This is a genomic window from Lacrimispora sp., assembly GCF_047605665.1.
Lineage (GTDB): Bacteria > Bacillota > Clostridia > Lachnospirales > Lachnospiraceae > Lacrimispora.
Genome location: NZ_JASGFH010000009.1, coordinates 76,946 through 100,801, shown reverse-complemented (window position 1 = coordinate 100,801; position 23,856 = coordinate 76,946). Strand labels below are relative to the sequence as shown.

Sequence of the window (23,856 nt, the reverse complement as noted above, 5' to 3'; positions counted from 1 at the left end):
GCTTTTTCTGCGTAAGATGGTAAAAAATGCAGGAGCAGCATATGCAGGATCAAAAGCTGGAAAATCTGCTCAATCTGGCTCTCAGCGTTTCTCCGGAGGAGAGGGAGCGGTCCCTGAACTTAAATGTGGGCTATAATCCGGAGGAAAAGTCCTGGGTTGTGATCGTAAAGCATTCCGGGGATATCGGCGGCCTTTCCCTGGTTGGAATACGGGTGGAGCCCATGGTAAATGAATACGCCATTTTAACAGTCCCGGAGTCTCTCATTGACTCTTTGAGCGAACTGCCGCAAATTGAATATGTAGAGAAACCAAAGAGGCTGTTTTTTGCTGTGAATCAGGCAAAGGCGGCCTCTTGTGTCAACCTTGTCCAGCAGGGGAGCAGCACTCTCACCGGGCGGGGGGTTTTGGTGGCTGTCATTGACTCAGGAATTGACTATTATCATGAGGATTTTCGCAATCCCGACGGGACCACCAGAATACTGTCTTTATGGGACCAGACTCTGGAACGGGTCTTTACCAAGGAAGAGATTGACGAGGCCTTAAGTACGGGAAGCAGGGCGGAGGCGAGGCGTCTCGTTCCTTCTGTGGATAACAGCGGACACGGGACCGCGGTGGCATCTATCGCTGCGGGAAACGGAAGGGAAAACAGGGGACAGTACAGAGGGGTTGCTTTTGAAAGCCCTCTTCTGGTGGTAAAGCTTGGGGTCCCCCAGGAAGCGGGCTTTCCAAGGACAACGGAGCTGATGCGGGCGGTGAATTTTGTCGTCAGGGAAGCGGTAGCCCTCCAGATGCCCATTGTCATAAACTTAAGCTTTGGGAATACTTACGGCTCCCATGACGGAACCAGCCTTCTGGAGACATTTTTAGACGATATCTCCAACTACGGAAAGACCGTGATTGTGGTTGGGACGGGAAATGAAGGCGTCAGCGGCGGCCATATATCCGGGGTCCTCACCATGGCAAGCCCTCAGGAGGTGGAGCTGAGCGTGGGCGGTTATCAGACAGGTTTCAGCGTCCAGCTTTGGAAGTCCTATGCGGATTTGTTTGACATCAGCATCATAACGCCTTCCGGTGAAGTCATAGGCCCCATAAGCAGCAGACTCGGCCCTCAGACCATTAATTACGGAAATACCCAGATACTGCTTTACTACGGTAAGCCGGGGCCTTACAGCGTGGCTCAGGAAATTTATCTGGAGTTTCTTCCGGCAGGCGCATTTATTGACAGCGGAATCTGGCGGTTTCGTCTCACACCGAGGCAGATCGTGGAAGGCAAGTATGATTTCTGGCTTCCCTCCGCAGGGGTTTTGAATCAGTCCACCAGATTTTTAAGGCCCACACCGGAAACCACTCTGACCATCCCTTCCACAGCTACCAAGGTCATATCGGTGGGAGCGTATGACGATACATATCAGTCCTATGCGGATTTTTCCGGAAGGGGATTTACAAGAAGAACCAACCAGGTAAAGCCGGATCTGGCGGCGCCGGGAGTGGGAATCATTGCAGCCAGGACGGGAGGGGGCTATGAGTCGGTGACAGGAACCTCTTTTGCAACGCCTTTTGTAACCGGAGGAGCAGCGCTTTTGATGCAGTGGGGAATTGTGGATGGAAGGGACCCCTTTCTGTTCGGGGAAAAGGTGAAAGCCTATCTGATCCGGGGCGCAAGACACCTTCCCGGCATCAATTCCTACCCCAACCCTGAAGTGGGATATGGGGCTCTCTGTGTCAGCGACAGCCTGCCGGTATAATGCCTGATGAGGTGTGTTTTATTTATCCCTGGCTTTTCCGTATTTCCGTTTTTTCTTCCGGTCCGGAAATGCGGAAAAAGCCAGGAAACAGGGCGGTGACGGAAATTGCTAATATTTCAATAGGGGCTGTTATAATTACTGAAAATATGGTATAATGTACATTAACTTTGGGCAAAGGATGTGATTGTATGAATATCAGGGAATCCACGGAACAATGGGAAGAAGAATATTTAAGCCCCTATGCCTCTTTCAGTAAGAACAGCAGGGGGAGAGAACGGGAAGAAGCTCCCTGTGATATCAGGACTGCTTATCAGCGGGATCGGGACCGGATTATCCACTGTAAGGCATTTCGGAGGCTGAAACATAAGACACAGGTTTTTCTGGCTCCTGAGGGAGATCACTACCGGACCAGACTGACACATACTCTGGAGGTATCCCAGATTGCCAGAACCATAGCCAAATCCCTGCGCATGAATGAGGATTTGACAGAAGCCATTGCATTGAGCCATGATCTGGGTCACACTCCTTTCGGCCATTCGGGAGAAGCCGTTTTAGACCGGATATGTTCTGAGGGTTTTGCCCACTATAAGCAAAGTGTCCGGGTGGTGGAGATTCTGGAAAAGGAAGGCAAGGGCTTAAATCTCACATGGGAGGTGAGAGACGGCATATTAAATCACCGCACCAGCGGCCATCCTTCCACTCTGGAGGGCAGCATCGTCCGCCTTTCGGATAAGATCGCCTATATCAACCATGACATTGACGATGCCATCAGGGCCAGGATGTTTGTGGAGGAAGACCTTCCGGAATGCTATACCGGTGTCCTTGGGCACAGCGTCCGGGAAAGGCTTAACAACATGATTCACGATATCATAAACAACAGCTACGGGAAGAAGGAAATCCTCATGTCTCCGGGCATGGAGGAGGCCATGAAGGGGCTGCGCACCTGGATGTTTGAGCATGTGTATAAAAGCGATATTCCAAAGGCAGAAGAGGGAAAGGCCCAGCACCTGATCGTTATGCTGTTTCGCTTTTACATGGAGAACCCGGACAGGCTTCCGGCGGAATACCGGCTGCTGACAGAGGGCCGTGAGGAGAGTCTGGAACGGGCGGTATGCGATTATATAGCCGGCATGAGCGACAGCTATGCCATTGATAAATTTGAAAAACTGTTCGTTCCGAAGGCGTGGAAAAGCGTTTAAGGATTTGAAAATATAAGGAAGGAGGAGTGAGGCTTCATGCGGTATTCGGAAGATGTGATTGAAGAGGTCCGCAACAGGAATGACATTGTGGACCTGGTTTCGGGATATGTAAAGCTTCAGAAAAAAGGGAGCAATTATTTCGGCCTCTGCCCTTTTCACAATGAAAAATCGCCTTCCTTTTCCGTATCCCCATCCAAGCAGATGTATTACTGCTTTGGCTGCGGAGCGGGCGGCAATGTGATCACCTTTGTCATGGAATATGAAAACTATTCCTTTTCGGAGGCTCTTAAGGTGCTGGCTGACCGGTCAGGAGTGACTCTTCCTGCGGCAGAATACAGCAAAGAGGCCAGAGAACAGGAGGACCTTAAGTCTTCTCTTTTGGAGGTCAATAAGCTGGCGGCCAGTTACTTTTACTATCAGCTTAAAAATCCCCAGGGTGAGGCCGGTTACCGGTATTTGAGGGAACGCCAGTTAAGTGATGAAACCATCACCCATTTCGGCCTTGGGTATTCCAATAAGACCAGCGATGATCTTTACCGGTACTTAAGGGGCAAGGGCTATGATGATGAGCTTTTAAAGCAGTCCGGCCTTGTGACCGTGGAGGAGCGGGGAAGCCGGGATAAATTCTGGAACCGGGTCATGTTTCCCATTATGGATGTGAACAACCGGGTCATCGGCTTCGGAGGCCGGGTCATGGGAGCGGGAGAACCGAAATACTTAAACTCCCCGGAAACAAAGCTGTTTGATAAGAGCAGGCATTTGTACGGTCTTAACTATGCCAGGCTTTCCAGGGAAAAATACATATTGATCTGTGAGGGTTATATCGATGTGATTTCCCTTCATCAGGCAGGCTTCACCAATGCGGTGGCGTCTTTGGGAACAGCCTTTACCTCCCAGCAGGGGCAGCTTTTAAAGCGTTATGCGGATAAGGTGGTGCTCACCTACGACAGTGACGGGGCAGGTGTCAAGGCGGCTCTCAGGGCCATTCCTATTTTGAAGGAAGTGGGGATGTCCATTCAGGTGCTCAACATGGAACCGTATAAAGACCCGGATGAGTTCATCAAGAATATGGGAGCAGAGGCTTTCCGCGAGAGAATTAAGGAAGCCCGTAACAGCTTTCTGTTTGAAATCGATGTGCTGAAAAAGGATTATAAGATGGATGATCCGGAACAGAAGACGGCGTTTTATAACCAGGTCGCCAGAAAGCTTCTGGAGTTTCCGGAGGCGCTGGAACGGGATAATTACCTGGAGGCAGTTTCAAGGGAATATTTTATCAGTTATGAGGATTTAAGGAATCTGGTCAACCGGCTGGGCGCTTCTTTGGGGCCGGTGAAAACCGGGGCTTCACGGGAGCAGGGGGAGTATGGAAAAGGGCAGCGGAAAAAGGAAAAAGAAGACGGCGTAAAACAGTCTCAAAGGCTGCTTCTCACCTGGCTGATTGAAAATCCCGGTTTATTTGATAAGATCAAGGGAGTGATCACTCCTGATGACTTTATAGAAGAACTGTATCACAAGGCGGCAGAAATGGTTTTTGAGGGACATGCTGCAGGAAATTTAAATCCAGCCGAGATTTTAAATCATTTTATCAATGATGAAGATCAATACCGGGCAGTCGCAGGGCTCTTCCATGCGAGCCTCAATGAGTCCCTGAACAATGAAGAACAGAAAAAAGCGTTTTCGGAAACCATTATGAAAGTGAAAAAAAACAGTCTGGATTATGCCAGCCGCCATGCGACAGGAATAGAAGAACTGCAAAAAATCATAAAGGAACAGGCTGGACTGAAGGATCTGCATATTTCGCTGGATTAGGGTATACACTATAGGCAGGCTGTGGAAGGATGGAAGAACATGGACGAGATTGTGAAGAAGACGGCAGATAAGATGACGGGGTCAAAAAAGACAGAGGTGGAGCAGGCTGAGGACTTTAGGGCAGAAGAAACAGCCGCGTTTGAGGAAAAATTAAACCAGCTTCTCCTTCTGGCAAAAAAGAAACGGAATGTGCTGGAAAATCAGGAAATCCTGGATTTCTTCGCCGGAGAGGAACTGAATTCGGATAAACTGGACCATATCTTTGATTTTCTGGAGAACAACAAGGTGGATGTGCTTCAGATTGACGGCCCGGATATGGAGCTGGATGAAGATCTTTTTATAGAAGAGGACATTGAGGAAGAGGAAGAAATCGATGTGGAAAACATTGATTTGTCCGTTCCCGAAGGCATCAGTGTGGAAGACCCTGTCCGTATGTATTTAAAAGAAATCGGAAAGGTCCCCCTTCTTTCCAGTGAAGATGAGATCGAGTTTGCCAAGAACATAGAGCTGGGAGATGAATATGCAAAACAGAGCCTGACGGAGGCCAATCTCCGCCTTGTAGTCAGCATTGCCAAGCGCTATGTGGGCCGGGGAATGCAGTTTTTAGACTTGATTCAGGAAGGAAACTTGGGCCTTATTAAGGCTGTTGAAAAGTTTGACTACAGAAAAGGGTATAAGTTCAGCACCTATGCTACCTGGTGGATCAGGCAGGCCATTACCAGAGCGATCGCCGATCAGGCCAGGACCATACGGATTCCGGTTCATATGGTGGAAACCATCAACCGCCTGGTCCGTGTATCCAGACAGCTTTTACAGGAGCTGGGACGGGAGCCGGTGCCGGAGGAAATCGCTGCAAGGGCCAATATGCCTGTGGAGCGGGTCCGGGAGATCATGAAGGTGTCTCAGGAGCCGGTATCCTTAGAAACGCCCATCGGTGAGGAAGAGGACAGCCATTTGGGAGATTTTATCCAGGATGAGCAGGTCATGGTTCCGGCTGATGCAGCCACTTTCACCATGCTTCATGAGCAGCTTATGGAGGTTTTGGATACTCTTACGGAGCGGGAGCAGAAGGTGTTGAAGCTCCGGTTCGGCCTTGATGACGGGCGTCCGAGGACTCTGGAGGAAGTGGGAAAAGAATTTAATGTTACAAGAGAACGAATCAGACAGATTGAAGCCAAGGCTCTGCGTAAACTGCGCCATCCCAGCAGAAGCAAGAAGCTGAAGGACTATCTCGATGATTGATGCTGCAAAAGGTCGTATAAAATGAAACTATCAAAACGTTTGGACACAATCGCTTCTTTCGTACCTGAGGGAAGCAGGGTTGCTGATATAGGAACAGACCACGGATATATCCCCATCCATCTGGTTCAGGAAGGGAAAGCAAAACATGCCATTGCCATGGATGTGAGGGAGGGCCCTCTTTTGCGGGCCCATGCCCATATCCGGGAGGCGGGTCTGGAGGGCAGGATTGAAGTCCGTCTCAGTGACGGGCTTTTGAAATTGGAGGAACAGGAAGCCGACTGCGTGGTCATAGCAGGTATGGGCGGAGAATTGATGATACATATTCTGGAAGAAGGAAAAAGGCTGTGGAACCGGATTCCCTTCTGGGTTCTTTCTCCTCATTCAGAAATTGACAAGGTGCGCAAATTCCTGCTGGAGCAGGAATTTTTCCCGGAACAGGAGACTATGATAGAGGAGGAAGGGAAATACTACACTGTCATGGGAGTTTCCAGAAGGGGCGCAGGTGAAGCGGTTTATGACCGGGAAATCTTTTACCGTTACGGAAAACAACTGTTGGAATCTAAATCCCCTGTTTTAATGGAATATCTGACTAAAGAAGAGGAACAGCTTCAGAAAATCCTTGACAGCCTGTCGGAAAGCAGAACCCAGGCAGGAGAAAAACGAGTCGGGGAACTGAAACAGGAACTGATCTGGAATAAGGAGGCACAAGATGAAATGCGAGGAACTGACGGTCAGGCTGGAACGGCTGGCACCCCTTAGCTGCGCCTGTGACTGGGATAATGTAGGGCTTTTGGCGGGCCGGAGTGGTAAAGAGGTGAAAAAGATTTTTATTGCCCTGGATGCCACGGATGAAGTGATAGAAGAGGCTGTTTTGTGGGAAGCGGATATGCTGATCACTCACCATCCTCTGATTTTTAAGCCGTTAAAGCAGATTAATGATAAGGATTTTATCGGGCGGAGGCTGATTAAGCTGATCCGGCATGACATTGCCTATTATGCCATGCACACCAACTTCGATGCCGCACCGGGCTGCATGGCAGATACGGCTGCCTTAAGGCTTGGACTTACGGATATGGGAATACTGGAGCAGGAAGGCCTTATGGATGGCGGAGAAACGCCTTATGGAATCGGAAAGACCGGATACTTAAAAGAGGAAATGACGGTCAGAGAGGTAGCTGGACTTGTAAAAGAGCGGTTTAAGCTGCCCTTTTTGACTTTGTACGGAGAGGAAGCCATAGACGGTCCTCTGCGGTTTATCGGGATCAGTCCCGGCTCCGGCGGAAGTATGATAAAAGCAGCTTTAAAAGCCGGAGTAAAAGTTCTGGTGACCGGGGATATCGGACACCACAATGGAATCGATGCGGCTGCAAACGGAATGGCGGTTATTGATGCAGGGCATTACGGATTGGAGTATCTGTTCCTGGATTTTGTGGAAGAGTACTTAAGAAAAGAAGCGGGAGAAGCTTTGGAAATACGCAAGGCAGAAGTGGTATTCCCCGAAACGCTGATATAAGGAGGAACAGAATGGCTTTTGTAACGATCAACGGAGAGAGAAAGGAATATCCGATAGGGACTTCCTATCAGGAAATTGCCAGAGAATACCAGGATCAGTACGAGGATGAGATTTTGCTGGTCAGCATCAACGGAAAGTTAAGAGAGCTTCATAAATCAGTCGAGTTTGACTGCACCATAGAATTTTTGACGGGAAGAGAACAGCCTGGAATTCAGACTTATCACAGAAGCGCTATCTTTCTCACGATGAAGGCTTTTTATGACGTGGTAGGGGCGGAAAAAATTGAAAAAGTGACTGTGGATTTTTCCCTGGGAAAAGGATATTATATTGAACCCCATGGAGATTTTGTCCTTACAGAGGATTTGCTCCTCCGGGTCAGGGACCGCATGCGTGAGTATGTCAGGCAGGAAATCCCTATTATGAAGCGCCATGTGAGCACAGATGAGGCCATTGAGCTGTTTCATAAGCACCGCATGTATGACAAGGAAAGGCTGTTCCGCTACCGCCGGGTTTCTCATGTGAATATTTACAGCATCGGCGGATTTGAAGATTATTACTATGGATATATGGTTCAGAATACGGGATACATCAAATATTTTGACCTGGCTTTATATGATGAGGGTTTTGTGCTCATGCTTCCCCAGAAGGAAGACCCGAAAGAAGTTCCGGTATTTGATGCTGAGAAAAAGAAAAAGCTGTTTTCTGTCTTAAAGGAAAGTGTGAGATGGGGAGAACGCCTCAATGTATCTCACGTAGGCGCCCTCAATGAGGAAATTTCCAAAGGTGATATCAACCAGCTGATCATGATTCAGGAGGCTCTTCAGGAAAAGAAGATCGCTGAAATCGCTGAGCGGATTGCCAGTGAGCGGACCAAAAAGGTCGTCATGATCGCCGGCCCTTCCTCTTCCGGAAAAACCACCTTTTCCCATCGTCTGTCCATACAGTTGAAGGCCCAGGGGATGATTCCCCATCCCATTGCAGTTGACGATTATTTCGTAAACCGGGTGGACAGTCCCAAAAATCCTGATGGAACCTATAATTACGAGTCGCTGGAGAGTCTGGATATCGAGCAGTTTAATAAGGATATGACGGCTCTTCTGGCCGGGGAGACGGTGGAAATGCCCCGGTATCAGTTTAAGACAGGGGAAAGGGAATACAGGGGAGATTATTTGAAATTGGGACCAGAGGACATCCTGGTCATTGAGGGGATTCACTGCTTAAATGACAAGCTGTCTTATTCCCTTCCCAAGGAAAGCAAGTTCCGGGTGTATGTGAGCGCTCTGACCCAGTTAAATATTGATGAGCACAACCGGATTCCCACGACAGACTGCCGTTTAATCCGCCGGATGGTCCGGGACGCCAGAACCAGAGGCGCATCAGCCCAGGATACCTTCCGCATGTGGCCGTCAGTGAGGCGGGGAGAAGAGCAGTATATCTTCCCCTTCCAGGAATCTGCGGATATGATGTTTAATTCCGCCACAGTCTATGAGCTGGCGGTGCTAAAGCAGTACGCAGAGCCTTTGCTCTTTGGCATTCCAAGAGATTCTGCGGAGTATGTGGAGGCGAAAAGGGTGCTGAAATTCCTGGATTATTTTCTGGGGGTCAACAGCGAAGACATTCCTCATAATTCCATTGTCCGGGAATTTATCGGAGGAAGCTGCTTTAAAGTCTGATGTGATGACTGCTTTACAAATGAAAGAATTTATGATAAGCTAGTAGAGTTTTGAGTAAGACAAATGGCCGCAGCTGCAAAGCCGAAAGGCTGCAGGTGAGGAAAGTCCGGGCTTCGCAGGGCAGGATGCCAGATAACGTCTGGCGGAGGCGACTCCAGGGAAAGTGCAACAGAAATATACCGCCGCGTTTGCGGTAAGGGTGGAAAGGTGGTGTAAGAGACCACCGCCCTTCTGGTAACAGGAGGGGTCCATGTAAACCCCATCCGAAGCAAGACCGAACAGGAGGCATAAGGCGGCCCGTCTGCCTCCGGGTAGGTCGCTTGAGCCTGTCGGTGACGGCAGGCCTAGATAGATGGCCATTCAATGACATAACCCGGCTTATCGTCTTACTCAAAACTTTAAAATAACCGGCCTTAAGAGAAATCAGGCTGAAAACAAAGATGCAAAGACCATGGAAGAACATTCCAGAGGTCTTTTTTTGTGAAGTTACGCGGGGGTAAGCAGTGCAGCCGGGAGCCTGGCATTGCGGTTGGAAAGAGGGTGCAATGCCAGGCTCCCAGGGCTGTATTTACTGGATAGGGCAGTGTCTTGCAGGGGCGTTCCGGTTATTCGATGATATATGCCCGGAGAATCTCTCCATAATAAGCCGTGTGGTAATCTTTGTTCGCTCCGTGAAAAGAGCTGTCCACATCCTGCGGGTAACACTTTTCCCGGTTTTCCCTTGTGATTGCATCGGGGTCCTGCTTTTGCTTGTATATGACTCTGCATTCTAGAGTCAGGGGAAGTTCTTTGATGGCCGGTACGGAGACGGTATCAGCATCTTCCAGGGTTAAGTTCAGCTCTTTGATCTTATCAACGTGATGGCCGGATTTGCTTCCGCAGAAGCCGAGAATTTTTTTGTCAAATTCTCCGTAGGGGATGTTGACCGTAAACTCAGGGTTTTTATCTAACTGGTGTTTTGTGAAACGGTTTTCTCTCACAAATGTGGTGAAAATCGGTTTTCCCCATTCAATTCCCAGGGTTCCCCAGGAAATCGTCATGGAATTTATCTTATCTCCGTCCTTTGTAGTCAGCAGAACTCCTTTTTGCAGTTCCTTCATAATGTGGTTGGTATAATCAAACAGTTCAATTTCCGTTTTCATTGGGTCAGCCTCCTGATGTTTTTATTTTTATATACTATATTAGTATCAAAAGTAATTTATTGCAAGAATGCATTTTCATCAAAATAATTCCGTGCTTAACAGGAGTTTCAGCAATAATTTCCGGTGCATAAGGTTTTCTGATTATCTCCGGAAAAATCCAGGAAGGATACGCTGTAGGAGGAATCCTCTTCTTCCGCATGGATTGCCCGGTTGTATATTCTCAGTGCGTGTTCAACGGTGATCTCAACGCCGTGATAATAATATAAAGTAGCCTGCGTATGGGAAACTACGCTTTCTATCAGCAGCCTTGCATCATGGTTTTCAAATAATACTTCATTTAGGTTGTTTCTTGTGATCATCATACGCCGGTCTCCTTTCGTTTAAGAACAAATGTTCGTCTGATGGTTAAAAATTAAAACCACGTCCAGTGGTTCTGATTGGGTATTCTATTGTTATTATAACATAGATTTTCTATAAATGCAAACATATGTTCTGATTTTGAAAAAGAATTATTTTCCTGCAACTTTTTGATTTCCCGGAGCATCTATAATAATAGAAAGGGAAAAGCATCTGTTAAAGAACGGATACAGAAAGGGTAATAAATGAGACAAGATGTTTATGATCAGATGACAAGGTATATCATTGAAAATCAAAACAGTTTTTACCGGCTGGCTTTCAGCTATGCCCGCAATAAGGAGGATGCCCTGGATATTGTTCAAAATGCGGTCTGCAAAGCCCTGGACCACTGTGAATCCTTGAGAAATGCGGATGCCGTTAAAACCTGGTTCTATAAGATTCTGGTAAATGAAAGCAATTATTTTCTCAGAAAGAGCAAAAGGGAAATTCCGGTAGAGGAAGAGGCTTATATGGATATTCCCTATTATGAACGGAAGTATGAACCTGCGGATGACCTTTATGATGAGATCGGCCATTTGGAGCCGGAGATGCAGCATGTCATCAGGCTGCGTTTTTTTGAAGAGCTTTCACTGAAGGAAATTGCAGAAGTCACGGATACCAATTTAAACACGGTAAAAGCCAGATTGTACCGGGGATTAAAATTGCTGAGGGAGAATATTGAGGAGGTAAGCCTATGAGCCGTTTAGAGGATGCGAAGAAAAAATACGATGAAATTCCGGTTCCTGAGGAGTTGGGGATTCGCATACAGGGCCTTATTGAACAGTCGAAGAAGAGAGAGGAGAAAAATATGAGAGATACGAGAGGAAAAGGAAACCACAGATTTTATAAATGGGGGCTGGGGACAGCCGCTGCGGTTTTAGTCGTATTTACGGGGGCTTTGAATGGAAGTACAGCTTTTGCAGAGGAAGCATATCAGCTTCCTGTTATAGGCCCCATTGCCCGGATTCTGACGGTAAGCTCCTATACAAAGGAGCAGGGGCAGGAAAAGATTTCTGTGGAAGTGCCGGGAATTGAATTCATTACAGAGAATAATTCCGGACTTTCCCAGCAGGTCAATGAAGAAATCCAGAGCATCTGCAATGAATATGCCCAGGAGGCGGTGAAGCGGGCTGAGGAATACAAGCAGGCATTTTTGGATACCGGCGGAACAGAGGAGGAATGGGAAAAACGGGAAATCCAGATCAAGGTCTGGTATGAAATCCTGTCCCAGAACAGCAATTACTTATCCTTTGTGGTGAAGGGCACGGAAAGCTGGACTTCGGCCTATAGTGAGGAGCGGTATTATAACATCGATTTAAATACCCGGAAGCTGCTGACTTTGAAAGATGTCCTGGGAGAGAATTATATTCAAAAGGCAAATGAAAGCATCAAAAGCCAGATGGAGGAAAAATCCCGTGAGCTGGGAATTGAGTTCTGGAGCCCCAAAGAGGGCGGCTTTGAGACCATTTCCGGTGATACGAGGTTTTATATGAAGGAAAATGGAAATCCTGTGATTGTCTTTGAAAAATATGAGATAGCTCCGGGAGCAGCCGGGGCAGTGGAATTTGAGATTACTCCGTGAGAAAAAACAGACAGGCCGGCGGGTCAATACCGGCTTGTCTGTCTTTTTTATTGTTAAAAAAGTACAGTGACAAAGGGCGGACAGCATGGTAAAATAACGTTTGTGCTTCCCAAAGGGCGGCGCAATATTTGTATAAAGGATGAAAATTATGGAAACTGATATGACAAAGGGCAGTCCGCTTCCGATTATTTTAAAGTTCATGCTTCCTCTCATGATCGGAAATATTTTCCAGCAGCTTTACAATATGGCCGATACCATTATTGTGGGACGTTTTGTGGGCCCCGATGCCCTGGCTGCAGTGGGTTCCACAGGGACCATCATGTTTCTGGTTCTCGGCTTTTCCCAGGGCATGAGCACAGGCTTTTCCGTTCTCACCAGCCAGCGCTTTGGAGCGGGAGATGAAAACGGAACGAAAAGGTCGGTAGCCAACGGAATACTTTTATCCGTATTTGTTATCGTTATTATGACTGCTTTAAGCCTTTCCGGAATGAGAGCCCTTCTCAGGCTTATGAATACTCCTGAGAACATTATGGAGGATGCCTATACGTATATTTCCATCATCTGCATGGGAATTGTGGCAAGCGTATTTTACAATCTGCTTTCCTCTTATCTGCGTTCCGTAGGAAACAGCCGGGTTCCTCTTTTTTCCCTGATTCTTTCCGCTTTCTTAAATGTGGTGCTGGATCTTTTCTTTATTATAAATTTAAATATGGGAGTTGCAGGGGCGGCGTGGGCCACCAATATTTCCCAGGCAGTATCGGCAATTCTATGTATCGTATATATTTACAAAAAAGTCCCGGTTCTGACTCCGGAAAAAAAGCACTGGAGGCTGGATCAATGGGATACAAAGCGTCAGCTTTCCATAGGGATTCCTATGGCCCTCCAGTTTGGGATTACAGCTTCGGGAACCATCGTCATGCAGTCTGCCATTAATTTATTCGGCTCTACCGCCGTTGCGGCTTATACGGCTGCCAATAAGTTCCAGAACTTAATCATGCAGGGAATGATCGCCATGGGGCAGACTATGGCAACTTATTCCGGACAGAACTTTGGAAAGGGAAATATAAAGAGAATCCGCCAGGGAGTGAGGCTTGCTTTGGTGACCACCACCGTATACAGCCTTCTTTGTTCTGTTGTGGCTGTCGTGGGACTTCCTTTTATATTAAAGCTGTTCTTTTCCGGAGAGGTGGATATCGCCGATATGCTGCCCTGGGCAAAGTCCTATATTTATCTGTGCGCAGCGTTTTATATCCCTCTTTCCACGATTTTTATATTCAGAAACACCATGCAGGGGTGCGGCTATGGATTGCTGCCTATGCTGGGAGGGGCTGCGGAGCTTTTTGCAAGGCTGGTCATGGCGGCTTTTGCCATCGGATTTTTAAACTATCCACTGGCCTGTGCCTGCGATCCGGCGGCCTGGATCAGCGCTTCTTTGTTCACCGGAATTGCATACCGTCACATTATGAAAAAGAATCTTTCTGCCTCAGAAGTTCCTTTGGAGGGCTGATTTTTTATCCTGTTTTAAATTTCTTAATTTATTATTGATTTATAGATTAATATTTAGTATATTATGTAATAGATTATCTTAGGCGGAAGCGAAAGGGGAATCAAGATGATAAAAGTAGCTGTAGATGCCATGGGCGGCGACTACGCACCTGTTGAAATGGTTGCGGGCGCTGTTGAGGCTGTAAACGCGAATAAAGAGATTCGGGTTCTCTTAGTAGGGCAGGAGCATCTAGTATCGAAAGAGCTTGAAAAGCATACTTACTCAAAGGACCAGATACAGATTGTGAATGCGTCAGAGGTAATCGAAACGGAAGAACCTCCGGTCAATGCCATACGAAAGAAGAAGGATTCTTCCATCGTTGTGGGAATGAATCTGGTAAAACAGAAGGAGGCGGATGCGTTTGTTTCAGCCGGCAGCTCAGGAGCGCTCCTGGTTGGCGGGCAGGTAATTGTCGGGAGGATCAAAGGCGTGGAACGTCCGCCGTTAGCCCCTCTTATCCCTACGGAAAACGGAGTTTCCTTATTGGTGGACTGCGGAGCCAATGTGGATGCCCGTGCCACTCATCTGGTGCAGTTTGCCAGAATGGGCTCTCTTTATATGGAGCATGTGGTGGGCATTAAGAATCCCAGGGTGGCGATTGTCAACATCGGCGCAGAAGAGGAAAAGGGCAATGCGCTTGTAAAAGAAACATTTCCGCTGTTAAAGGAATGCAAGGACATTCATTTTACCGGAAGCATTGAGGCCAGAGAGATTCCCAGGGGCGGAGCAGATGTCATTGTTTGTGAGGCATTTGTGGGCAATGTAATCCTGAAACTTTATGAAGGAGTGGGAGCAACTCTCATAAGCAAGGTAAAGAGCGGCATGATGGAAAGTTTAAGGAGCAAAATCGGAGCCCTGCTTGTAAAGCCTGCTTTAAAGAAAACTTTAAAATCCTTTGACGGTTCCCAATACGGAGGAGCGCCGCTGTTAGGGCTTAACGGCCTGGTGGTGAAGACTCATGGGAATTCAAAAAGACTAGAGGTGAAGAACTCCATACTTCAATGCGTGACCTTCAAGGAACAGGGAATTAATGACAAAATAAGAGAAAGTCTTAGAATTGAAAATGAAAGCATGTCCGAAAAGAATGGGCAAGAGTAAGGAAATCAAGAATAGGAGAGAGGAAGGAAAAGAAATGGAATTTGAGAAGTTACAGAACATTATTGCAGAGGTATTGAATATTGAGGCTGATGAGGTGACCATGAACGCAACATTTGTAGACGATCTTGGCGCAGACTCCCTTGATGTGTTCCAGATCGTTATGGGCATTGAGGAGGAATTTGACATTGAAATTCCGACTGAAGTGGCAGAAAACATCGTAAGTGTCAGTGACGCAGTAGAACAGATCAAGAATGCTTTAAATTAATAGATGTGGGTGCTGCCGGGACTTTCAGGTCTGTATGCAGCACCTTATTTTATAATGAGGGTTGAAAGGAGTATCGAATGAGCAGAAATTTAAAAGAACTGGAAGAACGCATCGGATACGTTTTTTCGGACAAGCAGTTGATGAAACGGGCCGTGACCCACAGCTCCTATGCCAATGAGCACCGTTTGAGCAAGCTGGAGTGCAATGAAAGGCTGGAATTTTTAGGGGACTCCGTGCTGGAGGTGGTTTCCAGCGACTGCCTGTACCACAAGTATCCGGAAAAGCCTGAGGGGGATTTGACCAAAATACGGGCCAGCATTGTCTGTGAGCCGACTCTTGCTTACTGTGCCGAGGATTTAAAGCTTGGGGAGTATCTGCTTCTTGGAAAAGGCGAGGAAGGCACCGGCGGACGGGGGCGGGCGTCAATCGTGTCCGATGCCATGGAAGCCCTCATCGGAGCCATTTATCTGGATGGTGGTTTTGCTAATGCAAAAGAGTTTATCCTTCGTTTCATCATGAATGATCTGGAACATAAACAGCTCTTTTATGATAGCAAGACTATCTTACAGGAGATCGTGCAGGGCAGGACAGATGAGCCTTTAAGTTATGAGCTTTTGCAGGAGAAGGGACCGGATCACAACAAGGTGTTTGAAACCCAGGTCCTCATCGGCAAAAAGGTCATCGGAAAAGGGACAGGAAGGACGAAAAAGGCGGCAGAACAGGTGGCTGCTTACCGCGGAATCCTGGAGCTTAAAAGCATGGAGGCGGTTCCTGCGTCCAAGAATAAGGACAATAGCGCGGGGAAGAAAGGGTAACTATGTATCTGAAAAGTATTGAGGTACAGGGCTTTAAATCATTTGCCAATAAGATCATCTTTGATTTTCATAACGGAATCACTGGAATTGTAGGTCCCAACGGCAGCGGCAAGAGCAATGTTGCCGATGCCGTGCGCTGGGTTTTAGGTGAGCAGAAGGTAAAGCAGCTTCGAAGCTCCAATATGCAGGACGTGATTTTTTCCGGAACGGAGATGAGAAAGCCCCAGGGCTTTGCTTATGTGGCTATTACTTTAGACAACTCAGACCATCACCTTTCCATTGATTACGACCAGGTGACGGTTTCCAGAAGGGTGTACCGCTCCGGGGAAAGCGAATACATGATCAACGGAAGCGCCTGCCGTTTGAAAGATATTTATGAGCTGTTTTACGATACGGGAATCGGAAAAGAGGGCTACTCCATCATCGGACAGGGCCAGATCGATAAAATCTTAAGCGGAAAGCCGGAAGAGCGCAGAGAGCTCTTTGACGAGGCAGCCGGAATCGTGAAGTTCAAGAGAAGAAAGGCCATTGCCCAGAAAAAGTTAGAGGATGAAAAGCAGAATCTGATTCGTGTCAGCGACATTCTCTCTGAGCTGGAAAAGCAGATCGGCCCTCTTGCCAAACAGTCTGAATCGGCAAGAGAATACCTTCGCTTAAAGGAAGAACTGAAAAAGTACGACGTCAACCAGTTTTTAATGGAGACGGAAAGCCTGCGGACCCAGATGAAGGAGAGCGGGGAAAAGGAGGCCATTGTTTCTAAGGATTTAGAGGAGACAAGGCAGATATCCGAAGGAATACGGGAAGAGTACGAGGCTCTTGATGTCTCTCTGACAGAGCTTGATGAAGCCATTGACCGGGCCAGGAATGAAAAGAATCAGTCTGACATGGCTATGGGGAATTTAGAGGGCCAGATCAACGTATTGAGGGAACAGATCAATACGGAGCAGATGAATGCGGAGCATATTGCAGGGCGCATCCGCACCATACATACCGAAATCGAGGCCAAAACCGCCCAGTCCGCCTCTTATGAGGAGGAGCGGTCCCAGATCGCCGGACAGGCAAAGGCGGCTGCAGAAAGACAGAAGGAAGCAGAAGCTACTTTAAATGCGGAGGATGAAAAAATCCGCCTTTTAGAACAGCAGATTGAAGAGGGGAAAGGCGGCATCATCGGCATCCTCAATGAAAAGGCATCTTTCAGCGCCAGACAGCAGCGGTATGAAACCATGCTGGAGCAGGTAAATGTACGGCGTTCTGAGGTCTGCCAGAAGCTGCTTAAGTATAAGAGCGATGAGTCAGAGCAGGATGAGCGGCTGGCAGACCTTGAGAGGGAGGCCGGTGAAATTGAATCAGCCATTTCCAGCCGGGATGAAGCCAGAGCCTCCAGCGAAGCCAGGACAGAGGAACTGGAACAGGAAGTCCGCAGACTCAATAAAAATTTAAACAACAAGCAGCAGGAATACCACACCAGCTATACGAAGCTGGAATCCCTCCGGAACATTGCAGAGCGGTATGAAGGCTACGGCGGCAGCATCCGCAAGGTTATGGAGGTAAAGGACAGGGTTCACGGCATTCATGGAGTTGTGGCAGATTTGATCACAGTGCCTAAAAAGTATGAGATCGCCATTGAGACCGCACTCGGCGGAAGCATTCAAAATGTGGTGACCGACTCCGAACAGACGGCCAAGCACCTGATTGAATATTTGAAGAAAAACCGGTTTGGGCGGGCTACTTTCCTTCCCCTTACCAGCATTGGAAATAAAAATGCCTTTCATCAGGAAAAAGCCCTGTCAGAGCCGGGGGTTTTAGGTCTTGCCAGCACTCTGGTAGAGGCCGATCCCCAGTATGAGGGCCTTCTCACTTACCTTTTAGGGCGGGTGGTGGTGGCAGAAACCATTGACCACGCCATTGCCCTGGCAAAAAAGTTCCAGTATTCCCTGCGGATCGTCACTCTGGAAGGAGAACTGATCAGCGCAGGCGGTTCCATGACAGGCGGTGCCTTTAAAAATACCAGCAATTTACTGGGACGGAAAAGGGAAATGGAGGAGCTGGAAGAGGCCTGTACCAAAGCTCTGACCGATGTGGAACGTCTGGAAAAGGACCTGGTGATGAACGAGGGGCTTCTGGCGGAAAGCAGGGAAGAGCTCGGAAAAATACAGACAGAAATACAGCAGCTTTATTTAAAGCAGAATACAGTTCATTTAAGCCTTCGCCGGGCGGAAGAAAAGAAGGCGGAGATAAAGGAATCCTACGGGGACTTAGATCGGGAAAACGGCCAGCTTGAAGAGCAGATTCGGGAAATCGGCGCCAGCAGGCAGGACCTTTTGGAAGCGGTGGGAAGGCTGGAAAAGCAGAATCTGGAAACCTCAGATCAGTTGGAAAGCTCTCAGCATCTTCTGGAAACGGCCAGGGCAGACCGGGAACAGCATTTTAAGAATTTATCCGCAATTCAGATGGAGGCTTCCGGGTTAAAGCAAAAGGATGATTTTGAACAGGAAAATATCCACCGTGTGAAGGAAGAAATCCGCCGCCTGGAGGAAGAGCTTTCGGGCCTTTCAAACGGCACCACAGACTCCAACCGGATTATCGAAGAAAAACAAGGTGAAATTCATGCTTTAAAGGCCCGGATTGAAGAGGCAAAGGCCCAGGCAGAGGTGCAGGAGCAGCTTGTAAGGGAAAAAGCGGCTGTCAGGGAAAATAAATCCAAAGAGCAGAAGGAGTTGTTCCGAAAGAGAGAAGAGCTGACGGAACGGATCAGCCTTTTGGATAAGGAACTGTTCCGCCTGCAAAGCCAGAAGGAAAAGCTGGAGGAGAGGCTGGAAGGCCATGTGGATTACATGTGGAGCGAATATGAGCTGACCTTTTCAACGGCAGAGGCCTTGCGCAATGAGGAGTGGACCTCCCTGCCTCAGATCAAGACCATGATCGCTTCCTTAAAGGAAGATATCAGAAAACTCGGCCATGTCAATGTCAATGCCATCGAGGATTATAAGGAAATATCCGGACGCTATGAATTTATGAAGACCCAGCACGATGATCTGGTGGCCGCAGAAGGCACCCTTTTAAAGATCATCGAAGAGCTGGATACGGGAATGAGGCGGCAGTTTGAGGAGAAATTCCGGGAGATTCGCCAGGAATTTGACAAGGTATTTAAGGAATTGTTCGGAGGCGGACGGGGAACCTTAGAACTGGTGGAAGAGGAGGATATTCTGGAGGCAGGAATCCAGATCATATCCCAGCCTCCGGGAAAGAAGCTTCAGAACATGATGCAGCTTTCCGGCGGGGAAAAGGCTCTGACTGCCATCGCTCTTTTGTTTGCGATTCAGAACTTAAAGCCATCTCCTTTCTGTCTGCTGGATGAGATCGAGGCGGCTCTTGACGATTCCAACGTGGACCGTTTTGCGAAATATCTGCACAAGCTGACAAAATATACGCAGTTCATTGTCATTACCCACAGGCGCGGTACCATGGTGGCTGCGGACCGCCTGTATGGAATCACCATGCAGGAAAAGGGCGTTTCAACGCTAGTATCTGTTAATCTGATTGAAGAAGATTTAGAAAGTTAAGGAGACCGACTATGGGTGAAAAAAAGGGGTTCTTTGGAAAGCTGGTAGCTGGACTGCAAAAGACAAGGGATAATATCATCGCAGGAGTGGATTCCATTTTCAGCGGCTTTTCCGCCATTGACGATGAGTTTTATGAGGAAATAGAAGAAATCCTGATCATGGGGGATTTGGGAATCCAGACTACCACATCAATTGTAGAGGATTTGAGAAGGAAAGTTAAAGAGAAAAACATCAAGGACCCGGCAGAGTGCAAGCAGCTCCTTATGGACAGCATTATGGAACAGATGGACCTGGGGGAAAATGCCTATGAATTTGAAAACCGGAAATCCATTCTTTTGATCATCGGCGTGAACGGGGTGGGAAAGACCACTTCCGTGGGCAAGCTGGCAGGGCAGATGAAGGATGAGGGAAAAAAGGTGATCGTTGCGGCAGCCGATACCTTCCGTGCGGCGGCCATTGACCAGTTGACGGAATGGGCCAGGAGGGCAGGGGTGGATATCATTGCCCAGCAGGAAGGCTCTGACCCGGCAGCCGTTGTCTTTGACGCTGTGGCTGCGGCCAAGTCAAGGCAGGCTGACATTTTAATCTGTGATACGGCAGGCCGTCTGCACAATAAAAAGAATCTGATGGAAGAGCTTAAGAAGATCAACCGGATCATCGACAAGGAGTATCCGGAGGCCTACCGGGAAACTCTGGTGGTGTTAGACGGAACCACGGGGCAGAACGCTCTTGTGCAGGCAAAGCAGTTTATGGAAGCGGCGGATATTACCGGTATTATCCTGACGAAACTGGACGGAACAGCCAAGGGAGGCATTGCAGTTGCCATCCAGTCTGAGCTGGGAATCCCTGTAAAATACATTGGAGTCGGAGAAAAGATTGATGACCTGCAAAAGTTCAACGCAAAGGAATTCGTAAATGCATTGTTCCACGTAGAGGAGAAAGAAGAGGCGTAGCGTATGTTGACATTGGAAAAGTTTGAAGAAGCATCAGAGGTTGTCAGTAAAATCACTCTGGAAACAAAGCTCATATACAGTGAGTATTTTTCCGCCCAGACCGGGAACAAGGTGTTTTTCAAGCCGGAAAACCTTCAGTATACCGGTGCTTATAAGGTGAGAGGCGCCTATTATAAAATCAGCACCCTGACGGAGGAAGAAAAGGCAAAGGGACTGATTACGGCTTCCGCAGGCAATCACGCCCAGGGCGTTGCCTACGCAGCCAAGCTGGCAGGCATTTCTGCAACCATCGTCATGCCCACCACAACTCCTTTGATGAAAGTGAACCGGACAAAGAGCTACGGTGCAGAGGTGGTTTTAGAAGGTGATGTATTTGATGAAGCCTGTGACCATGCTTACAAGATGGCGGAGGAGCTGGGGCTTACCTTTGTTCATCCCTTTAATGACCTGGATGTGGCTGCCGGACAGGGAAGTATTGCCATGGAGATCGTGAAGGAGCTTCCCACTGTCGACTACATTCTGGTTCCCATCGGCGGCGGCGGCCTGTGCACCGGAGTTTCTGTTCTGGCAAAGATGTTAAATCCCAAGATCAAGGTCATCGGCGTGGAGCCGGCGGGCGCCAACTGTATGCAGGAATCCCTGCGCCAGGGAAAGGTGGTTGATCTGCCGGGAGTCAATACCATTGCTGACGGTACGGCAGTGAAATGTCCGGGAGACAAACTTTTTCCCTATATTCAGGAGAATGTGGATGAGGTCATCACCATTGAAGACACGGAGCTGATTGTGGCATTTCTCGATATGGTGGAAAATCACAAGATGATCGTGGAAAATTCCGGCCTTTTGACCGTTGCCGCTTTAAAGCATATGAAGGTGGATAATAAAAAGATAGTTTCCATCTTAAGCGGCGGAAATATGGACGTGATCACCATGGCTTCTGTTGTTCAGCATGGACTGATTCAGAGAGACCGTATCTTTACCGTATCCATCCTGCTTCCTGATAAGCCGGGCGAGCTGGCTAAGGTTTCCACTCTTCTTGCAAAGGAACAGGGCAATGTAATCCGCTTGGAGCACAACCAGTTCATCAGCATAAACAGAAACTCTGCCGTGGAACTTCGGATCACTCTGGAGGCATTTGGAACAGAGCATAAGAATTCCATTATGGCGGCCCTTATGGCTGACGGCTACAGGCCAAAGCTGGTGAAATCCAAGGGGACTTATCTGGAATAAGCCTGATTTAATGATAAAAGACAGAAGTAAAAGGATGCCGTTTGGCCGGTTCTTTTGCTTCTGTCTTTTTATGTTTTGAAGAATTTTAAACTTATAACTGATCTACGGCCTTTTGCACCTTTTTCATCATGCGCACGGAAACAGTGTAGGTTTCTTTGTTGTTCATGGTAATGAGGGCATCTTCCCTGGAAAATGACGTCATGTGTTTGAGGTTGATGATGGCGGACCGGCTGCACTGGCAAAAGGATGGGCTTAAGGCCGCTTTTAATTCTTTTAAGGAACCCGGCACCTGACGGAGTCCTGTTTTGGTGTGAATGGTGATTTTGTGGTAATCGTCTCCGGTGGTAATGGCTACAATGTCATTCTGGTCCAGAACGAGAGAGGTTTTATCAATTTTTATGGATAAGAGCCTGTCGGAGGATTCCAGTTGCACTTTGTTATTTCTTTCTGCATTTTGTATACAATCACAAATCTGTTCGGCCAGCTTCTTGGGATCATCCTTTGCAATGAAGTCCATGGCCTCTACTTTGTAGCGGAATGTGAGAACCGCCATTTCGCTGTGAGTGGTAACAAAGACAATGTATCCTCGCGGATCGTATTTGCGTATTTCCTGGGCCAGTTCAAGTCCGTTTTTCTCCGCCCTTAAATCGATGTCCAGAAAATAAAGCCCTGTAATAGCAGAATGTCTTCTCATGGAAAGCAGTTCTTCCGGGCTTGAAGTGGAGCAGTAGAGCTGGGATTCTGTTAAGTTCATCAGTAGATATTTCTTTATGATGCTTTCCCAGTTCCTCAATTGTCTCTTATCGTCTTCACAAAGGTATATTTGGATCATTTTTTACTCCTGAGCAATCGTCTGCTTTAAGATCAGTTCCTGTGTGAAATAAGGTTCTTCATAGTTCGTGTTCCAAAGGACGTTCTTATAATTTGTTAATACCATATCTACATTAAAAAGTCCGATTCCCCTGTTTTCTCCTTTTGTTGAAAATTCATGGCTGCGGAGATTGGCTATGGCGTAGGGAAGGGGAAGAGCGGTGTTTTGGATGACGAGATAGAGGTCATCATCTTTATAAAACATGCAAAAGCACACTTCTTTTTCCTCTGTTTCCATAGCAGCCTCCATGGCATTATCCAGGAATATGCCGATCACCCGGCACAAATCCAGACAGTCCAGGGGCAGTTCATCAATGGTTTCCTGCAGTTCGATTTCTAATTTGATGCCTGTTTCTATCATGTAAATGAATTTGGAAGAGAGAAGGCTTTTTAAGGCAGTATCTTTTATGCAGGAAAGGAGGCCAAGCTTGGTGTCTGACTCTGTAAAGGAGTGGCTGATGGGAAGAATACTTTTTTCGTAATATTCCCTCAGTCCTTCCATGTCATTTTCGTTTATAAATTCTGACATAGTGCTGAGTATATTTATGTAGTCATGCTTGAACTTGCGCATGGCTCCGTAAGAGCTTTCCACACGTTCGGTGTAAACACGGAGATTCTCAAACTGCGCCATGCGGTGCTTGTATGTCTGCTCTTTTATGGCGACTTTGTAAACGGAATACATGAGAAATACTGTGATTATGAACAGCAGCAGGAAAATGATTCCGTTTAGTGCAATGACACCGTAGTTGTAGCCGAGGCGTTCTCCGTAGGAGAAGTTGAAAATATAAAGTAATACCAAAAGAAAGAGATCGATAAAAATAGCTTTCAATAGGTAATGATCGTTTAAATACTTTTTGATGTTCAAATTTTTATGCAAGTGATTTCCGATTAATTTTGTTGTGATTCCACAAAATATACAATATACACAAGAAAAAATAATAAGTAATATATGGTCTTTCACCAGTTCTTCCATGTCCATCTTAAGGATAAAGCCAGTTACCCACATAAATATATAATTAAATGTGATTGTATAAAAATAGCCAAATAAATAACAGGACAAATTAAAAAAGTGATTTTCAGCAAATAAATAAATTAAAAGCATAAGTCCTAAAAATGTGATGAACGTACTGGCTTGCCCATAAATTTGATTAAGAAAGAAAATGGAGCCAAAGGCATATAAAAATATAATCAATCGTTTAAGGATCGTCAATCTATTAG

The 23,856-nt window shown here is 47.3% G+C and carries 20 protein-coding genes and 1 other RNA gene; 17 read left to right on the top strand and 4 right to left on the bottom strand.

Features of this window, described 5'->3' with window-relative positions; translation table 11 throughout:
* Positions 1 to 41 precede the first annotated feature (41 nt).
* The 8 genes from QM657_RS09320 to rnpB all read left to right on the top strand — a co-directional run bounded on the left by QM657_RS09320 (position 42) and on the right by rnpB (position 9,578).
* Positions 42 to 1,745 (top strand): S8 family peptidase, encoded by a 1,704-nt coding sequence (locus QM657_RS09320; RefSeq protein ID WP_415066362.1) that lies wholly within the window; start codon positions 42 to 44, stop codon positions 1,743 to 1,745.
* A gap of 188 nt (positions 1,746 to 1,933) precedes the next feature.
* Positions 1,934 to 2,944 carry a deoxyguanosinetriphosphate triphosphohydrolase gene (locus tag QM657_RS09315; RefSeq protein ID WP_415066361.1) on the top strand — a complete coding sequence of 337 codons (1,011 nt, stop codon included), beginning with the start codon at positions 1,934 to 1,936 and terminating at the stop codon, positions 2,942 to 2,944.
* A gap of 36 nt (positions 2,945 to 2,980) precedes the next feature.
* Positions 2,981 to 4,753, top strand: coding sequence for a DNA primase (gene dnaG / locus QM657_RS09310; protein WP_415066360.1), 1,773 nt, complete (start codon positions 2,981 to 2,983; stop codon positions 4,751 to 4,753).
* A 72-nt stretch (positions 4,754 to 4,825) separates the two neighbouring features.
* A complete protein-coding gene (gene rpoD, locus QM657_RS09305) occupies positions 4,826 to 5,995 on the top strand; it encodes an RNA polymerase sigma factor RpoD (protein ID WP_415066414.1) in 1,170 nt (389 codons plus the stop codon).
* A gap of 21 nt (positions 5,996 to 6,016) precedes the next feature.
* Complete coding sequence (locus QM657_RS09300; RefSeq protein ID WP_415066359.1) at positions 6,017 to 6,754, top strand: tRNA (adenine(22)-N(1))-methyltransferase; 738 nt, start codon at positions 6,017 to 6,019, stop codon at positions 6,752 to 6,754.
* Positions 6,705 to 7,508 carry a Nif3-like dinuclear metal center hexameric protein gene (locus tag QM657_RS09295; RefSeq protein WP_415066358.1) on the top strand — a complete coding sequence of 268 codons (804 nt, stop codon included), beginning with the start codon at positions 6,705 to 6,707 and terminating at the stop codon, positions 7,506 to 7,508. Before QM657_RS09300 ends, QM657_RS09295 begins: the two co-directional genes overlap by 50 nt.
* Before the next feature lie 11 nt (positions 7,509 to 7,519).
* On the top strand, positions 7,520 to 9,181 hold the full coding sequence (locus tag QM657_RS09290) for a nucleoside kinase (protein WP_415066357.1): 1,662 nt from the start codon (positions 7,520 to 7,522) through the stop codon (positions 9,179 to 9,181).
* 51 nt (positions 9,182 to 9,232) lie between these two features.
* Positions 9,233 to 9,578, top strand: an RNA gene (gene rnpB / locus QM657_RS09285) — RNase P RNA component class A.
* Positions 9,579 to 9,786: 208 nt separating this feature from the next.
* Here rnpB and QM657_RS09280 read toward each other — a convergent pair.
* Both QM657_RS09280 and QM657_RS09275 read right to left on the bottom strand, forming a co-directional pair.
* Positions 9,787 to 10,323: a flavin reductase family protein gene (locus tag QM657_RS09280; protein ID WP_415066356.1), complete on the bottom strand. Its 537-nt coding sequence runs from the start codon at positions 10,321 to 10,323 to the stop codon at positions 9,787 to 9,789.
* A 107-nt stretch (positions 10,324 to 10,430) separates the two neighbouring features.
* Positions 10,431 to 10,685: a hypothetical protein gene (locus tag QM657_RS09275; protein WP_415066355.1), complete on the bottom strand. Its 255-nt coding sequence runs from the start codon at positions 10,683 to 10,685 to the stop codon at positions 10,431 to 10,433.
* A 240-nt stretch (positions 10,686 to 10,925) separates the two neighbouring features.
* On the opposite strand from QM657_RS09275, the gene QM657_RS09270 reads away from it, so the two are divergent.
* From QM657_RS09270 to ilvA, 9 genes are all read left to right on the top strand, one after another.
* Entirely contained in the window at positions 10,926 to 11,417 is a 492-nt protein-coding gene (locus QM657_RS09270; RefSeq protein WP_415066354.1) for an RNA polymerase sigma factor, read from the top strand.
* Positions 11,414 to 12,301: an RsiV family protein gene (locus QM657_RS09265; protein ID WP_415066353.1), complete on the top strand. Its 888-nt coding sequence runs from the start codon at positions 11,414 to 11,416 to the stop codon at positions 12,299 to 12,301. The genes QM657_RS09270 and QM657_RS09265 overlap by 4 nt, the downstream gene beginning before the upstream one ends.
* 148 nt (positions 12,302 to 12,449) lie before the next feature.
* Positions 12,450 to 13,808: an MATE family efflux transporter gene (locus QM657_RS09260; protein ID WP_415066352.1), complete on the top strand. Its 1,359-nt coding sequence runs from the start codon at positions 12,450 to 12,452 to the stop codon at positions 13,806 to 13,808.
* A 105-nt stretch (positions 13,809 to 13,913) separates the two neighbouring features.
* A complete protein-coding gene (gene plsX, locus QM657_RS09255) occupies positions 13,914 to 14,945 on the top strand; it encodes a phosphate acyltransferase PlsX (protein WP_415066351.1) in 1,032 nt (343 codons plus the stop codon).
* A 34-nt stretch (positions 14,946 to 14,979) separates the two neighbouring features.
* Positions 14,980 to 15,210, top strand: coding sequence for an acyl carrier protein (gene acpP / locus QM657_RS09250; protein ID WP_158379215.1), 231 nt, complete (start codon positions 14,980 to 14,982; stop codon positions 15,208 to 15,210).
* A 77-nt stretch (positions 15,211 to 15,287) separates the two neighbouring features.
* On the top strand, positions 15,288 to 16,025 hold the full coding sequence (rnc, locus tag QM657_RS09245; protein WP_415066350.1) for a ribonuclease III: 738 nt from the start codon (positions 15,288 to 15,290) through the stop codon (positions 16,023 to 16,025).
* A gap of 2 nt (positions 16,026 to 16,027) precedes the next feature.
* Positions 16,028 to 19,588: a chromosome segregation protein SMC gene (smc, locus tag QM657_RS09240; protein ID WP_415066349.1), complete on the top strand. Its 3,561-nt coding sequence runs from the start codon at positions 16,028 to 16,030 to the stop codon at positions 19,586 to 19,588.
* Between the two features lie 11 nt (positions 19,589 to 19,599).
* Positions 19,600 to 20,541, top strand: a complete 942-nt coding sequence (ftsY, locus tag QM657_RS09235; RefSeq protein WP_415066348.1) for a signal recognition particle-docking protein FtsY — start codon at positions 19,600 to 19,602, stop codon at positions 20,539 to 20,541.
* Between the two features lie 3 nt (positions 20,542 to 20,544).
* Positions 20,545 to 21,768 carry a threonine ammonia-lyase gene (gene ilvA / locus QM657_RS09230; RefSeq protein ID WP_415066347.1) on the top strand — a complete coding sequence of 408 codons (1,224 nt, stop codon included), beginning with the start codon at positions 20,545 to 20,547 and terminating at the stop codon, positions 21,766 to 21,768.
* Positions 21,769 to 21,859: 91 nt separating this feature from the next.
* On the opposite strand, the gene QM657_RS09225 is transcribed toward ilvA, so the two are convergent.
* Together QM657_RS09225 and QM657_RS09220 are read right to left on the bottom strand one after the other, a co-directional pair.
* Positions 21,860 to 22,600: a LytR/AlgR family response regulator transcription factor gene (locus tag QM657_RS09225; RefSeq protein WP_415066346.1), complete on the bottom strand. Its 741-nt coding sequence runs from the start codon at positions 22,598 to 22,600 to the stop codon at positions 21,860 to 21,862.
* Between the two features lie 3 nt (positions 22,601 to 22,603).
* Complete coding sequence (locus QM657_RS09220) at positions 22,604 to 23,437, bottom strand: sensor histidine kinase (RefSeq protein ID WP_415066345.1); 834 nt, start codon at positions 23,435 to 23,437, stop codon at positions 22,604 to 22,606.
* Positions 23,438 to 23,856 lie beyond the last annotated feature (419 nt).

What these genes read in the sequence shown, in the direction of transcription:
- QM657_RS09320 (WP_415066362.1), top strand. Translation starts at nt 42, where the DNA reads ATGCAGGATCAAAAGCTGGAAAATCTGCTCAATCTGGCTCTCAGCGTT.
- QM657_RS09315 (WP_415066361.1), top strand. Translation starts at nt 1,934, where the DNA reads ATGAATATCAGGGAATCCACGGAACAATGGGAAGAAGAATATTTAAGC.
- dnaG (WP_415066360.1), top strand. Translation starts at nt 2,981, where the DNA reads ATGCGGTATTCGGAAGATGTGATTGAAGAGGTCCGCAACAGGAATGAC.
- rpoD (WP_415066414.1), top strand. Translation starts at nt 4,826, where the DNA reads ATGACGGGGTCAAAAAAGACAGAGGTGGAGCAGGCTGAGGACTTTAGG.
- QM657_RS09300 (WP_415066359.1), top strand. Translation starts at nt 6,017, where the DNA reads ATGAAACTATCAAAACGTTTGGACACAATCGCTTCTTTCGTACCTGAG.
- QM657_RS09295 (WP_415066358.1), top strand. Translation starts at nt 6,705, where the DNA reads ATGAAATGCGAGGAACTGACGGTCAGGCTGGAACGGCTGGCACCCCTT.
- QM657_RS09290 (WP_415066357.1), top strand. Translation starts at nt 7,520, where the DNA reads ATGGCTTTTGTAACGATCAACGGAGAGAGAAAGGAATATCCGATAGGG.
- QM657_RS09280 (WP_415066356.1), bottom strand. Translation starts at nt 10,323, where the DNA reads ATGAAAACGGAAATTGAACTGTTTGATTATACCAACCACATTATGAAG.
- QM657_RS09275 (WP_415066355.1), bottom strand. Translation starts at nt 10,685, where the DNA reads ATGATGATCACAAGAAACAACCTAAATGAAGTATTATTTGAAAACCAT.
- QM657_RS09270 (WP_415066354.1), top strand. Translation starts at nt 10,926, where the DNA reads ATGAGACAAGATGTTTATGATCAGATGACAAGGTATATCATTGAAAAT.
- QM657_RS09265 (WP_415066353.1), top strand. Translation starts at nt 11,414, where the DNA reads ATGAGCCGTTTAGAGGATGCGAAGAAAAAATACGATGAAATTCCGGTT.
- QM657_RS09260 (WP_415066352.1), top strand. Translation starts at nt 12,450, where the DNA reads ATGGAAACTGATATGACAAAGGGCAGTCCGCTTCCGATTATTTTAAAG.
- plsX (WP_415066351.1), top strand. Translation starts at nt 13,914, where the DNA reads ATGATAAAAGTAGCTGTAGATGCCATGGGCGGCGACTACGCACCTGTT.
- acpP (WP_158379215.1), top strand. Translation starts at nt 14,980, where the DNA reads ATGGAATTTGAGAAGTTACAGAACATTATTGCAGAGGTATTGAATATT.
- rnc (WP_415066350.1), top strand. Translation starts at nt 15,288, where the DNA reads ATGAGCAGAAATTTAAAAGAACTGGAAGAACGCATCGGATACGTTTTT.
- smc (WP_415066349.1), top strand. Translation starts at nt 16,028, where the DNA reads ATGTATCTGAAAAGTATTGAGGTACAGGGCTTTAAATCATTTGCCAAT.
- ftsY (WP_415066348.1), top strand. Translation starts at nt 19,600, where the DNA reads ATGGGTGAAAAAAAGGGGTTCTTTGGAAAGCTGGTAGCTGGACTGCAA.
- ilvA (WP_415066347.1), top strand. Translation starts at nt 20,545, where the DNA reads ATGTTGACATTGGAAAAGTTTGAAGAAGCATCAGAGGTTGTCAGTAAA.
- QM657_RS09225 (WP_415066346.1), bottom strand. Translation starts at nt 22,600, where the DNA reads ATGATCCAAATATACCTTTGTGAAGACGATAAGAGACAATTGAGGAAC.